General features: G+C 53.5%; 11 protein-coding genes. 4 read left to right on the top strand and 7 right to left on the bottom strand.

What is annotated here, in order from left to right:
* Positions 1–69 precede the first annotated feature (69 nt).
* From narI to OGV52_RS20290, 5 genes are all read right to left on the bottom strand, one after another.
* A complete protein-coding gene (gene narI / locus OGV52_RS20310) occupies positions 70–747 on the bottom strand; it encodes a respiratory nitrate reductase subunit gamma (protein WP_016153281.1) in 678 nt (225 codons plus the stop codon).
* On the bottom strand, positions 747–1,457 hold the full coding sequence (gene narJ, locus OGV52_RS20305) for a nitrate reductase molybdenum cofactor assembly chaperone (RefSeq protein ID WP_016153282.1): 711 nt from the start codon (positions 1,455–1,457) through the stop codon (positions 747–749). Before narJ ends, narI begins: the two co-directional genes overlap by 1 nt.
* Positions 1,454–2,992, bottom strand: a complete 1,539-nt coding sequence (gene narH, locus OGV52_RS20300) for a nitrate reductase subunit beta (RefSeq protein ID WP_181221739.1) — start codon at positions 2,990–2,992, stop codon at positions 1,454–1,456. Before narH ends, narJ begins: the two co-directional genes overlap by 4 nt.
* A complete protein-coding gene (locus tag OGV52_RS20295) occupies positions 2,989–6,732 on the bottom strand; it encodes a nitrate reductase subunit alpha (RefSeq protein WP_047358964.1) in 3,744 nt (1,247 codons plus the stop codon). The genes narH and OGV52_RS20295 overlap by 4 nt, the downstream gene beginning before the upstream one ends.
* A gap of 395 nt (positions 6,733–7,127) precedes the next feature.
* Positions 7,128–8,519 (bottom strand): NarK family nitrate/nitrite MFS transporter, encoded by a 1,392-nt coding sequence (locus OGV52_RS20290; protein ID WP_016153284.1) that lies wholly within the window; start codon positions 8,517–8,519, stop codon positions 7,128–7,130.
* Positions 8,520–8,859: 340 nt separating this feature from the next.
* On the opposite strand from OGV52_RS20290, the gene narX reads away from it, so the two are divergent.
* On the top strand, positions 8,860–10,656 hold the full coding sequence (gene narX, locus OGV52_RS20285) for a nitrate/nitrite two-component system sensor histidine kinase NarX (RefSeq protein ID WP_287109059.1): 1,797 nt from the start codon (positions 8,860–8,862) through the stop codon (positions 10,654–10,656).
* Positions 10,649–11,299, top strand: a complete 651-nt coding sequence (gene narL, locus OGV52_RS20280; RefSeq protein ID WP_003020756.1) for a two-component system response regulator NarL — start codon at positions 10,649–10,651, stop codon at positions 11,297–11,299. Before narX ends, narL begins: the two co-directional genes overlap by 8 nt.
* A gap of 21 nt (positions 11,300–11,320) precedes the next feature.
* On the opposite strand, the gene OGV52_RS20275 is transcribed toward narL, so the two are convergent.
* Positions 11,321–12,706, bottom strand: a complete 1,386-nt coding sequence (locus tag OGV52_RS20275) for a YchO/YchP family invasin (protein WP_071600324.1) — start codon at positions 12,704–12,706, stop codon at positions 11,321–11,323.
* A gap of 175 nt (positions 12,707–12,881) precedes the next feature.
* Between OGV52_RS20275 and OGV52_RS20270 the strand changes: the two genes are divergently transcribed.
* Together OGV52_RS20270 and OGV52_RS20265 are read left to right on the top strand one after the other, a co-directional pair.
* The gene (locus tag OGV52_RS20270) at positions 12,882–13,235 is read left to right on the top strand and encodes a DsrE/DsrF/TusD sulfur relay family protein (RefSeq protein ID WP_049042858.1); all 354 of its coding nucleotides are present in this window, start codon (positions 12,882–12,884) and stop codon (positions 13,233–13,235) included.
* A 262-nt stretch (positions 13,236–13,497) separates the two neighbouring features.
* On the top strand, positions 13,498–13,743 hold the full coding sequence (locus OGV52_RS20265; RefSeq protein ID WP_003833405.1) for a DUF1883 domain-containing protein: 246 nt from the start codon (positions 13,498–13,500) through the stop codon (positions 13,741–13,743).
* Positions 13,744–13,797: 54 nt separating this feature from the next.
* Here the strand turns inward: OGV52_RS20265 and OGV52_RS20260 are convergent, their stop codons facing one another.
* A complete protein-coding gene (locus OGV52_RS20260; RefSeq protein WP_287109058.1) occupies positions 13,798–14,493 on the bottom strand; it encodes a gamma-glutamylcyclotransferase in 696 nt (231 codons plus the stop codon).
* Positions 14,494–14,525: the final 32 nt, after the last annotated feature.

The following is a 14,525-nucleotide window of genomic DNA, read 5'->3' as shown; positions in this document are numbered from 1 at the left end:
ATGCTTATCCGGCAATTAGTCGTAAAAAAACCCCGCCGGAGCGGGGTTTTGTCTTACACAGATAACCGATTAATGACGCGCACGAACAATCTGGTATTTGCGCGTCAGATATTCGACCGGAACGCTCCAGATGTGCACCAGACGCGAGAACGGGAACAACAGGAACAGCGTCATACCCAGCACCAGGTGCATACGGAAAATGAACGCGACGCCATCCAGATATTGAGACGCCCCCCCCTGGAAGGTCACCACTGTCTGCGCCCAGTTCACCAGCTTCATCATCTCGCTGCCGTCCATATGCTGGGCGGAGAACGGAATGGTCAGCAGGCCCAGCGCGCACTGGATCACCAGCAGGGAGAGGATCAGAATGTCCGCTCCGGTAGTGGTCGCCCGCACACGTGGGCTGAACAGGCGGCGTTTCAGCAGCAGGACGCCGCCAATCAAACACATCACACCACTGGCACCACCCGCGAACATCGCCATCTTTTGTTTCACTTCAAGCGGCAGCCACGCTTCATACATCCAGTGTGGTGTCAGCATGCCAAGGAAGTGCCCGGCAAAAATCCCCAGGATCCCGATGTGGAACAGGTTTGACGCCAGGTTCATCCCTTTGCGATCCAGCATCTGACTGGAAGCCGCGCGCCAGGTATACTGCCCATAGTCATAACGCAGCCAACTGCCAATCAGAAAGACAGAACCCGCGATGTACGGATAGATGTCAAAGAAGAACGTATTCAGGAAGTGCATTATTGCTGTCCTCCGGTGGTGATATTCAGATACTGCGGCGCAACGGCCCCGGCAAAACGACGCTGGTGAGCGGAAATTTCCGACTCACCACACCCCTGATCGGCGAAGAATTTCACCTGCTCTTCTTCCCAGACCGCATCCAGCGCTTGTGGGGTATCGTCACGCGCTTCATCTGCAATTTTTTCAGCCACTTTATCGCTGTCGATAACGGTATTCGCCAGTTTTAACAGCAGATCGAACAGCACCGCATAACGGCTTTCACGCTGTTGCAAGCGAGCGCTGAGCAGCGCCAGAATCGGCGCGATATCCTGTAACCCCCCTAATGCTTCGCTTTTCGGCAACTGCGCAAGGTATTCCAGATACAGCGGCAGATGATCGGGAAGTTCGCGGCTGTCGAGCTGCAGACCGTGCTGTTCATACTGCGCCATCAGGTCAACCATAGCCTGACCACGATCGCGGGACTCGCCGTGTACATGTTCAAACAGCAGCAACGAGGTGGCGCGGCCACGGTCAAACAGTTCGCTATAGCTTGCCTGCACATCCAGCATGTCCTGCGCGGTGAGATCGCGCAGGAAAATGCCCAGAGTCTGGGCATCCTCTTTATCCAGGTTCTCAGATGACGCGAGTGCATCGAAAAGTTCCTGCTGATGCTGCCACAAGGCTGCATCTGGGTACTCGAGCAGACGCGAAACAATGACAAGTTCAATCATTGGTGCGGCTCCGTTTTGCTGGTCACATCGACAGCGTCGATGCGGCGGCTGTTGAACAGATTGAATTTAGTATCAGAACCGTGGCAACCGTCACCGAAGGTAAAGCCACAACCGCTTTTCTCCGGGAACGCGTCACGTGCCAGTTCACGATGGCTGCTCGGTACCACGAAACGATCTTCGTAGTTAGCAATCGCCAGATAACGATACATTTCCTGTGCCTGCGCTTCGCTTAAGCCCACCTCTTCCAGCGCACGGGTATCAACTTTACCGTCAACGGTTTCCGCACGTTTGTAGTGACGCATCGCCAGCATACGTTTCAGCGCCAACAGTACCGGCTGAGTATCGCCTGCGGTCAGCAGGTTCGCCAGGTACTGAACCGGGATACGCAGACTGTCAACGTCCGGCAGAATACCGTTGCTGCCCAGCTCACCCGCATCGGCGGCAGACTGGATCGGTGACAAAGGCGGCACATACCAGACCATCGGTAGCGTGCGGTATTCCGGATGCAGCGGCAGCGCCAGCTTCCAGTCCATCGCCATTTTGTAAACCGGCGACTGCTGTGCGGCATCAATGACACTCAGCGGAATACCATCTTTCAGCGCTTGTTCAATAACAGCCGGATCGTTCGGATCGAGGAACACGTCCAGTTGACGCTGATACAGATCTTTCTCGTGCTCCGTGCTTGCCGCACTTTCAATCGCATCTGCGTCATACAGCAGTACGCCGAGGTAACGAATACGGCCTACGCAGGTTTCGGAACAAACGGTCGGCTGACCGGCTTCGATACGCGGGTAGCAGAAAATGCACTTCTCAGATTTCCCGCTCTTCCAGTTGAAGTAGATCTTCTTATACGGGCAGCCAGTGATACACATACGCCAGCCGCGGCATTTGTCCTGGTCGATCAGCACGATGCCATCTTCTTCACGCTTGTAGATAGCGCCGCTTGGGCAGGTCGCCACGCACGCCGGGTTAAGGCAATGCTCACACAAACGCGGCAGATACATCATGAAGGTATTTTCGAACTGACCGTACATCGCCTTCTGCATGTTTTCGAAGTTCTGGTCTTTAGCGCGTTTTTCGAACTCGCCCCCCAGAATTTCTTCCCAGTTCGGACCGCTGGTGATTTTATCCATCCGCTGACCGGTGATCAGCGAACGCGGACGGGCAATCGGCTGCGCCTTACTGTTTGCTGGGGCGTTGTGCAACGTTTGGTAGTCAAAATCAAACGGCTCATAGTAATCATCCATGCCCGGCAGATGCGGGTTAGCAAAGATTTTACCCAGCAGCAGTGCTTTGTTACCCATGCGCGGCTGCAGCTTGCCATTGATTTTACGGATCCAACCGCCCTTCCATTTTTCCTGGTTTTCCCAGTCGTTCGGGAAGCCAACGCCAGGCTTACTTTCGACGTTGTTGAACCAGGCGTACTCCATACCTTCACGGCTGGTCCAGACGTTTTTACAGGTCACTGAACAGGTGTGGCAGCCGATGCACTTATCGAGATTCAGCACCATGCCGACTTGTGAACGAATTTTCATTTTACGCTCTCCTGTACCTGGTCATTGCCTTCGCCATCCAACCAGTTAATGTTCTTCATCTTACGTACAACTACGAACTCATCGCGGTTTGATCCGACGGTACCGTAGTAGTTAAAGCCGTATGCCAGCTGCGCATAACCACCGATCATGTGAGTTGGTTTTGGCGTAATACGGGTTACCGAGTTGTGGATCCCGCCGCGCTGCTGGGTGATTTCAGAACCCGGCAGGTTAACGATACGTTCCTGCGCGTGGTACATCATGGTCATCCCGGCCGGCACACGCTGGCTGACAACTGCACGCGCCGTCAGCGCCCCGTTGCTGTTGAAGACTTCGATCCAGTCGTTATCTTCGATACCCAGATCCTTCGCATCAACTTCACTCATCCACACAATCGGACCACCGCGAGACAGCGTCAGCATCAGCAGGTTGTCGCTGTAGGTGGAGTGGATACCCCATTTCTGGTGCGGCGTCAGGAAGTTGAGCGCTTTTTCCGGGTTACCGTTAGATTTCTCGCCGATCACCGCTTTCACCGAACGGGTGTCGATTGGCGGACGATACACCAGCAGGCTCTCACCGAAGTCACGCATCCACTGGTGATCCTGATACAACTGCTGGCGACCAGATAGCGTACGCCATGGGATCAGCTCATGAACGTTGGTATAACCGGCGTTATAAGACACATGTTCATCTTCCAGACCTGACCAGGTCGGACTGGAGATAATTTTGCGCGGCTGCGCCTGGATGTCGCGGAAACGAATTTTTTCGTCTTCTTTATTCAGCGCCAGATGCGTATGGTCACGACCGGTAAATTCACTCAGCGCCGCCCAGGCTTTAACGGCAACCTGACCGTTAGTTTCCGGAGCCAGCGTCAGGATCATCTCAGCAGCATCAATTGCGGTATCCAGCATCGGTTGCCCTTTCGCTGGACCGTCAGCCTTGGTGTAGTTGAGCTTACGCAGCAGATCCATTTCGCTCTGGGTGTTCCAGGCAATCCCTTTACCGCCGTTACCGATTTTTTCCATCAACGGACCGATGGAGGTGAAACGCTCGTACGTTGCCGGATAATCACGCTCTACGGTCATGATGTGCGGTGCCGTAACACCTGGAATCAGGTCGCATTCCCCTTTTTTCCAGTCCTTCACGTCCAGCGGCTGCGCCAGTTCAGCGGCGGAGTCGTGCTGAATCGGCAGCGTAACGACGTCGGTTTCTTTACCGAGGTGGCCCACACAAACTTCAGAGAATTTCTTGGCGATGGCTTTATAGATTTCCCAGTCGCTCTTCGATTCCCAGGCCGGGTCAACGGCCGCAGACAGAGGATGAATAAACGGATGCATATCCGAGGTATTCATGTCGTCTTTTTCATACCAGGTAGCGGTCGGCAGCACGATATCGGAATACAGACAGGTGCTCGACAGGCGGAAGTCCAACGTAACGACCAGATCCAGTTTGCCGTCCAGTCCGTTATCCTGCCATTCCACTTCTTCTGGCTTCACGCCGCTCTGCTGGCCGAGATCTTTGCCCTGAATACCATGTTCAGTACCCAGCAGATACTTGAGCATGTACTCGTGGCCTTTACCGGAAGAACCGAGCAGGTTTGAACGCCAGATAAACAGGTTACGCGGATGGTTTTTACCGTTTTCCGGCTGCTCTGCCGCAAAGCGAATAGAACCTTCTTTCAGGGATTTAACGGTGTAGTCCACCGGCGTCATACCTGCTTTCTGCGCTTCTTTCGCGATATACAGCGGGTTAGTCCCTAACTGCGGCGCAGACGGTAACCAGCCCATACGCTCAGCGCGAACGTTAAAGTCAATCAAATGACCGCTATAGCGGGATTTGTCTGCCATCGGGGACAGCAGTTCCTGCGCAGTCACCGTCTCATAGCGCCATTGGCTGGAGTGGTTATAGAAGTAGGAGGTACTGTTCATATGACGAGGCGGACGCTGCCAGTCAAGAGCAAACGCCAGCGGCTGCCAGCCGGTTTGCGGACGCAGTTTTTCCTGCCCTACGTAGTGGGCCCAGCCGCCGCCGCTCTGGCCGATACAGCCACAGAACACCAGCATATTGATCAGGCCACGATAGTTCATATCGAGGTGGTACCAGTGGTTCAAACCGGCGCCAACGATAATCATCGAACGACCGTGCGTTTTATCTGCGTTATCCGCAAATTCACGGGCGATGCGTACAATCTGAGAACGTGATACGCCTGTAATTTTTTCTGCCCACGCTGGCGTGTACGCTTTCACGTCATCGTAGCTGGTCGCGCAGTTTTCATCGTTCAGACCACGTTCCAGGCCGTAGTTGGCCATCGTCAGATCGTAAACGGTGGTCACCAGCGCCGTAGAGCCATCGGCCAGTTGCAGGCGTTTAACGGGCAATTTATGCAGCAGAATGTTTTCCAGTTCGACTTTACTGAAGTGCTCGGTGCCTTCGCCACCAAAGTACGGGAAGCCCACTTCTGCGATATCATCCTGGCTACCCAGCAGGCTGAGCTGCAGTTCGGTTTCATCACCGGACGTGCCGTCGCGCTGCTCAAGGTTCCATTTGCCTTTTTCGCCCCAACGGAAACCAATTGAACCGTTTGGCGCAACCATTTCGCCGTTGCTGTTGATAGCGACAGTTTTCCATTCCGGGTTATTTTCCTGGCCCAGAGAGTCAACCAGATCCGCAGCACGCAGCATACGACCAGCAGCATAGTAGCCGTCGCGCTCTTCGAGCATCACCAGCATTGGCATGTCGGTATAACGACGAACGTAGTCGGTGAAATATTGGCTCGGGTTATCGAGGTGGAACTCGCGCAGCATGACATGACCCATCGCCATTGCCATCGCCGCATCGGTTCCCTGCTTCGGAGCCAGCCACAGGTCGCACAGTTTGGCGATTTCTGCGTAGTCCGGGGTAATTGCTACTGTTTTGGTGCCTTTGTAACGAACTTCAGTAAAGAAGTGCGCATCCGGGGTACGGGTCTGCGGTACGTTAGAGCCCCATGCCAGAATGTAGCTGGAGTTATACCAGTCGGCAGATTCCGGTACGTCGGTCTGCTCGCCCCAGGTCTGCGGGGAAGCTGGCGGCAGGTCACAGTACCAGTCATAGAAGCTCAGGCAGGTCCCGCCAATCAGCGACATATAACGTGCGCCGGACGCATAAGAAACCATCGACATCGCCGGGATTGGCGAGAAGCCTGCGACGCGGTCAGGACCATAGGTTTTGATGGTGTAAACGTTAGATGCGGCAATCAGCTCATTCACTTCCTGCCAGGAAGAACGAACGAATCCACCACGACCACGCGCTTGTTTGAAGCTTTTTGCTTTATCGGCGTCTTCAATAATGGATGCCCATGCATCTACCGGATCGCTGTGCAATCTTTTTGCTTCACGCCACATCTTCATCAGACGTTTGCGCATCAGCGGGTATTTCAGACGGTTAGCGCTGTAGAGATACCATGAATAGCTTGCACCACGCGGGCAGCCGCGAGGCTCGTGGTTGGGCATATCTGGACGAGTGCGTGGGTAGTCAGTTTGCTGGGTTTCCCAGGTCACCAGACCATTTTTCACATAGATTTTCCAGCTGCATGAGCCGGTGCAGTTTACACCGTGGGTTGAACGCACGATTTTGTCATGCTGCCAACGCTGGCGGTATCCATCCTCCCAGTCCCTGTTGGTATTGAGAAGCTGGCCATGCCCATCGGCAAAGGTTTCGCCCTTCTGCTTGAAGTAGCGAAACCGGTCCAGGAATTTACTCATCGGTTTTCTCCTGTAGGAGCCTGACGGCTCTCTGATAAATCGACATTGCTTGATTGAGAGCGAAGGTAACGCTCTGAAAGGGCGTGAGAATTGATAACGATCAAGGCAGGCAGGGATGAAAATTAAGGGTCGATTTTCACATACCCCCTTAGTGGGATATCGATAAATCAATCAACATATTGAATTTTATTGAGTTTTTTAAACTCACTTATCATACAAATGTTAAATTCTTTATAAGTGGGTATTAAGGGGTATCCCCCCTGTTTAGCATATTACGAGCACCGTTCTAACAGGCTGTTGTCGCGTCACAATATAAAAGTATGTTGTAACTAATAGCGGGCAAAAAAAAGCGCGGTCTAACACCGCGCAATGGATAATCAACAGTTACTACTTTTTTATTTTTTAGAATGACGTCCGTACACCGCCCAGGTGATAACCACACAGGCGACATAGAAGATCAGGAATACTTTCATCGCATCGACCGGAGAGCCAGTTAATGCCAGGGACGTACCGAATGCTTTCGGGATAAAGAAGCCGCCGATCGCACCAATAGCTGAGATAAAGCCCAGCGCTGCCGCAGTGTCGGTCGCCGCCTCGCGCATCGCTTTCTCTTCTGAACCGCCTTCAGCTTTCACTCTGTCCATCGTCAGCTTGCGAAAGATAACGGAGATCATCTGGAAGGTTGAACCACTCCCCAGACCAGCCGTTAGGAACAGCGCCAGGAACACCGCAAAGAAGGCGATAAAGTTGCCACCGACACCGTTTGATGGCAGCGTCAGGAACAGTAAGGCACTGAAAATAGCCATCAGCACGAAGTTCACCAGCGTTACGCGGGTCCCCCCCAGTCGGTCAGAGATTGCGCCGCCTGCTGAACGTGCCAGGGCGCCAATCAACGGTCCAAAGAAGGCGTAATGCAGGATCTGTACCTCAGGAAACTGCGTTTTTGACAGCATCGCGAAACCAGCAGAGAAACCGATAAATGAACCGAAGGTTGCCAGATACAGCAGGCTCATAATCCACAGGTGCCCGCGTTTCAGCACCGGCAGTTGCTCTTTCAGCGAAGCTTTTGAGGTTGCCAGTTCATTCATACCAAACCATGCAGCCAGCGTTAAAACAGCCAGGAACGGGACCCAAATCCATGCGGCGTTTGCCAGATACAGTTGCGTACCATCCGGTTGTTCAACACCCTGGCTGCCAAATGCGGCAAAGATTGACAGTGAAACCACCAGAGGAGCGACTAACTGCATCACGCTGACGCCCATGTTACCCAAACCACCGTTCAGACCCAGCGCGCCGCCCTGCTTCTGTTTTGGAAAGAAGAAGCTGATGTTTGCCATACTGGAGGCAAAGTTCGCACCGGCAAAACCGCACAACAGCGAGATAATGATAAAGGTACTAAATGGCGTGGAGGTATCCTGCACCGCAAAACCTAACCATACGCAAGGAATGATCAGGATACCGGTGCTGAACGCCGTCCAGCGACGTCCACCAAACAGGGGGACCATAAAGGAGTACGGTACACGCAGCAGCGCACCGGACACCGAAGGTAATGCCGTCAGCATGAACAGTTGTTCAGTGGTGAAATCAAATCCGACTTTCGGTAAGTTCACCGCCACGGCGCTAAATAACATCCACACGCAAAACGCCAGCAGCAAGCAAGGGACGGAAATCCACAGGTTACGGCTGGCGATTCGATGACCACGCTGCTGCCAGAAGGCGGGATCTTCCGGCCGCCATTCAGTAATTACAGCTCCAGATGCCCTTTCCGGGGCAGATGAGTGACTCATAGACACCTCTGATACTTGTTTCGATGCCTGCCACATTAGGGTTTACAGCTGGAGGTAAGTTGATATAAATCAAAGGAAAAGGTGTCATTATTGATGCCTGAAATTTATCATCACCCTAAATGAGTACATAACTTCGGTAAAAAAGATGTGGTTTTTCACGCTTCTGTCGTCCCCTACTCCCCCTCGTTTAGGATCTCTCCCTCTGGCGGCAATTAAGGGGTAGCCCGTTTGAGGTATGGGTATACTCCAGTGTATCGCCGAGAATAACGCCACTGCCTGCAGCAGAATCGTCATTCAATAAGGTTTTCGGTTTTACGAAAACCCGAAGGAACAAGTCACCATGTTTAAACGTTGTCTCTCCCCGCTTACGCTGGTCAACCAGGTGGCGCTGATTGTTTTATTGTCTACTGCCATCGGCGTGGCGGGTATGGCAGTCTCTGGCTGGCTGGTTCAGGGCGTTCAGGGTAGCGCGCATGCAATCAACAAAGCGGGATCGCTACGCATGCAAAGCTATCGCCTGCTGGCGGCCATACCGCTGGACGCCAACGATCAACCACTACTGGATGAAATGGAGCAAACGGCGTTTAGCCCGGAATTGACGCGTGCCGCGCAGCGTGACGGACAACAGGCGCAATTAAAAGCCTTACAGGATTACTGGCACACCAAACTGGCACCGGGGCTTGCGCATGCGCAAACGCCTGATGCGGTAGCGCAGGATGTCAGGCGCTTTGTGGGCGGACTGGATAAGCTGGTCACCGCCTTTGACCATACCACCGAGTTACGCATTGAACGCGTCGTCTTGCTGCATCGCCTGATGGCCGTATTTATGGCATTGCTGCTGGTCTTCACCATTATCTGGCTGCGCGTGCGCCTGTTACAGCCGTGGAAACAACTGCTGGCGATGGCGCGAGCCGTCAGTCAACGTGATTTTACCCAACGCGCACATATCAGTGGGCGTAATGAGATGGCAGCGCTGGGCTCGGCGCTGAATAATATGTCGGAAGAACTGGCCGAAAGTTACGCGGTGCTGGAACAGCGGGTACAGGAGAAAACGGCGGGTCTGGAGCACAAAAATCAGATCCTCTCTTTCCTGTGGCAAGCCAACCGCCGTCTGCACTCTCAGGTGCCGTTGTGCGAACGCCTCTCTCCGGTACTGAACGGCCTGCAAAATTTGACCCTGCTGCATGATATTGAACTGCGGGTCTATGATCTGGAAGATGAAGATAATCATCAGGAATTTACCTGCCAGTCCAATGTTAGCTGTGATGAGAAAGGCTGCCATTTGTGTCCGCGCGGTACGCTACCCGCCATTGACGGCGGTATCACACTGAAATGGCGGCTAACCGACGCCCATACCCAGTATGGTATCCTGCTCGCGACTTTGCCGTACGGACGCCATCTCAGCCACGATCAGCAGCAACTGGTTGATACCCTGGTTGAGCAACTGACCGCAACGCTTGCACTCGACAGGCATCAGGAGCGTCAGCAGCAGTTGATCGTGATGGAAGAGCGTGCCACCATTGCGCGCGAACTTCATGATTCTATTGCACAATCGCTCTCCTGTATGAAGATGCAGGTGAGCTGTTTGCAGATGCAGGGCGATGCGCTTTCAGATAACTGCCGCGAGCTGCTCAGTCAGATTCGTAACGAGTTGAACGCCTCCTGGGCGCAACTGCGCGAGCTGTTAACGACCTTCCGTTTACAGCTGACGGAACCTGGATTAAGACCGGCGCTGGAAGCCAGCTGTCAGGAATACAGCGCGCGTTTTGGTTTTACGGTTAAGCTGGATTATCAGTTGCCACCGCGTCTGGTCCCTTCGCATCAGGCGATTCACCTGCTACAAATTGCGCGCGAAGCCCTGAGCAACGCCCTCAAACACTCTCAGGCCGATGAAGTAGTCGTGACGGTGGTGCAAAATGGTAAGCAGGTCAAACTTACAGTGCAAGATAACGGCTGCGGCGTACCGGACAACGCCGAACGCAGTAACCACTACGGCATGATAATCATGCGCGACCGTGCGCAGAGCTTGCGCGGCGATTGCCGTGTACGCCGTCGCGAGACAGGCGGTACTGAAGTTGCTGTCACTTTTATTCCCGAAACAAACTTCACAGAAGTCCAAGGAGATACCCATGAGTAATCTGGAACCGGCAACCATCCTGTTGATCGACGATCATCCGATGCTGCGAACCGGTGTAAAACAGCTTGTCAGCATGGCGCCCGATATCACCGTTGTCGGCGAAGCCAGCAATGGTGAGCAGGGTATCGAGCTGGCAGAATCCCTTGATCCCGATCTGATCCTTCTTGATCTCAACATGCCTGGCATGAACGGTTTGGAAACACTCGACAAGCTGCGTGAGAAATCACTGTCAGGCCGTATCGTCGTGTTTAGCGTATCCAACCATGAAGAAGACGTGGTTACTGCACTGAAGCGCGGTGCCGACGGTTATCTGCTGAAAGATATGGAGCCGGAAGATTTGCTGAAAGCATTGCAGCAAGCGGCTGCCGGTGAAATGGTGCTGAGCGAAGCCTTAACGCCGGTTCTGGCCGCCAGCCTACGCGCCAATCGTGCAACGTCCGACCGTGATGTTACCCAACTGACGCCGCGCGAACGCGATATTCTTAAGCTCATCGCCCAGGGTCTGCCTAACAAGATGATCGCCCGCCGCCTGGACATCACCGAAAGCACGGTAAAAGTTCACGTGAAGCATATGCTGAAGAAAATGAAGCTCAAATCACGTGTTGAAGCCGCGGTATGGGTGCACCAGGAACGTATTTTCTGATAACGCGCGCATGCGTCATTGTTAACGAGGATCATTTTCCGAAACGGTAGTAAACGGTTCGGTCAGTGATAGCGTGATCTCATTGGAAGAGACACGCTGGCCCTGCTCATCTTCTACCACCACAGACAACCGCCAGCGGTTCGTCGCACCTTCTCTGCTGTCCCACTTCGGCATAATAATCGTCCAGCCCTGCGCGCTTCGGTTATTGCTGCCAGCCGTTAAGCTCAACGCCTGAGTATCGCCCTGCCACGTCAGGTGGCGGATCCCATGCAAACTACGCACCTGCAGCTTCAGCGCCACCGTCTCTCCCGGTTTGAGATCCCAGGGTGGCGTGGCCAAAAATACCGACAGCGTTTTACGCTGACGATACTCCAGCGTCGGCAAATTGTTACGCTGCGGATCATCATAACGACTGCCGCGCAGTGAACGGCTGTTCGCCACCTCACTGACCATCAACTGTTTTTTTAACGGCACGCCAAAACGGTAACTAAGGGTTAAGCCGAGGTTATTCTGGCTAATGCCGCTTTCCCCCTGCTTATGCTGCGCTGTCACCGTGATTAGCGGCACCGGTGTATAGCTCAGCCCGAGGTTCACCGCCACCGGATTGTGATACCCGGTTCCCGAATGAAATAGATCCACCCGGTCGCCAAAATACTGTTCCACGCTGACGCTGGTATTGAGGTGTTGATAGAACGGCATCCGCATTTGCGCGGTCAGATCGTAGCCGCGGGCCATCCGTTGTTGCTGGGTTGCAAAACGATCCTGCCAGGAAGACAACGGTTGATAATAGTTAGCGGATAAGCGCAAATATTCGCCCCACGCCTCTGCGCCGAGGCCTCCCCGGGGCAGATTTTCATCCAGTAAGTTGTCATAAAAGGTGTTGTAACCCAGTAACCAACCGTCGCGTACCCAACGTTGCCCAATCCCCGCATTACTGACTAAGCCGTCGTCCTGTTGCGTCACTCCTAGCTGGCTCCAGGTAAGATAACGTTGATTGTCCTGCCACGGCACAAACCAGCTTCCCCGACTCCCGGTAAAACTGCCTTCGTTATCCACCTGCAACCCGATGCTGGCGTTTCCCCAAGGAGAAAGCCAGGATTCCAGTTGCTGATTCACCTGTTCGCTGACCGTATCTCGCACCTGGCCAAACGCGAACTGCTTCGCCTGTTCACCGGTATCAAGCCCGTTATCAGTCATGCTGGCTTCACCAAACGCTTTGACCATTTCGGCAAAATGCTTTTCGCCTGCCCGCGACTCCGGGGCCATGCCAAGGTCGGGCAAGCCATCACTATTGTTATCGAAAGGGTTTTCAGCCTGGTGCACAAAGGACGACTGCGCGTTAGCAGTACCGCCTGCCAGCGGCAAGAGTGCGAATACAGCAAGAGAAGAACAGATAATACGGCTCAAATCGTTAGTGGTTTCTTACATCAATTAGCCACAGTGGCATACTTATCTTAAACCATAACGTTTTCAGCGTTGATTTTCAGCCCCTCCCCCTTTTTTCGGCATTATCCTGGCATTGAGAAATAGGTGTAACATACGTGTCGGTTATTAACGCTTACATGCAGTAACAGGAGTAAAAATGCAAAAGATAGTGATCGTCGCGAACGGAGCGGCTTATGGAAGCGAATCGTTATTTAACAGCCTGCGTCTGGCTATCGCCCTGCGCGAACAGGAAGCCGCTCTCGACCTGCGTCTGTTTTTAATGTCTGACGCCGTAACCGCAGGATTACGTGGTCAGAAACCCGCGGAGGGCTACAATATTCAGCAAATGCTGGAGATCCTGACTGCGCAAAATGTTCCGGTAAAACTGTGCAAAACCTGCACCGATGGTCGTGGGATCACGGCGCTGCCGTTAATTGACGGAGTGGCCGTCGGCACGCTGGTAGAACTGGCTCAATGGACGCTGGCTGCAGATAAAGTGTTGACCTTCTGATATACCGTGTTCAGGAAAGCGCACTGAAAGTGTCGATAATTTCCGGATTTAATATTTGATGGGCGCGGTTTCGTTGAACGTTAGCACGCCCGTTCAACCCTTTTTAAGTGTTTTGTCACTTTTGTTTAATCGTTATGCCATTTTTTGATCAAAATCAGCATCCTGTTGCCCCCCCTTTGGTGTTATGCAATGAGTGAAATGTGAACAACATCACGCAGCACTTTCGACAGAAAGTACGTTGTTTTCAAGAACGGGGGGAAAAATGGCATTAGTGAAGGCAAGTTTAAAGTTATTTGGTGGCGATACGGTGGTTGTGCGCTGTTCCGAGCGCTGTCACATCCACCTGATGAGCGAAAAAAATCACGTCAAAGACACGCAGTCCGACATCTTAAGCGTGCAGGATCGTGATAACGCATGGTTGACCGTGCCCTATACCGGCGTCTGGAACGTGCTGATCGACAGCCACAGTCAGTCGCTTGAGCATTCGATAAGTTATATTGCAGCCTAAGCGTGACATGCCCGAAAAGCGCCTGGCTTTCGGGCATACAATTCCACGCCGGGTTCAGGCAAACCCTGGCCGCATAACGCCTTCCGGCAGGTTCTCTCCCAACAATCGTTTGACCGTGATCACCAGATCATTAAGGCAATCATCCTGCATCCCCAGCTTGACCAGCTCTTGTTCCAGCGAGAACAGATACTGGGCATTAGTGCCTAAAGGTCCGCTGGCCGCGGCAATAAGCGGCGCGATCACCTGCGCGCGCGTGTCTGACTCAAACAACGGATGGCGCGGATCCATAATAAACACCAGCGCGTTCACCGTACGGCCGTCATCAAGCGCCAGCTGGCACCAGGTCGGCAGATAGCATCCGGTGATCATTTCTCGCTTCCACAACAGAGAAAGCTCTTGTTCCAGCGACGCGTCCGGCAAACGGTAGGCCACACCGGTGGTGCGTCCGCCCTCTTTCAGGGCCAGCATGCGTCCTGGCTGACACGCCGTTCCTCGCCCCGCCGTCAGGCGCAGACAAAATGCACGGTGCCAGCCGACTAATGTGCCGGTACAGGACTCTTCAAACTCTAAGGCCGGGTTCCACATCAACGATCCATAACCGAAGATCCACACCGGTCCATCATCTGGTCGACAAGCGAGCGTGGCGGCCAGTGAGGCTGCACGTTGTTCCGCTGACCAGAGTAGTGATTCTTCAATAGCACCAAATGCCTTCTTACAGTCGGCATTCAATAAAAAATCACGCGTTAACACCTTACACCTCCGCCACTGCTGCTTCCCTGCGA

This window comes from Citrobacter sp. Cb041 (assembly GCF_030336655.1).
In the GTDB taxonomy this organism is placed as follows: Bacteria; Pseudomonadota; Gammaproteobacteria; order Enterobacterales; family Enterobacteriaceae; genus Citrobacter; species Citrobacter braakii.
This window is presented reverse-complemented; position numbering and strand designations above follow the sequence as displayed.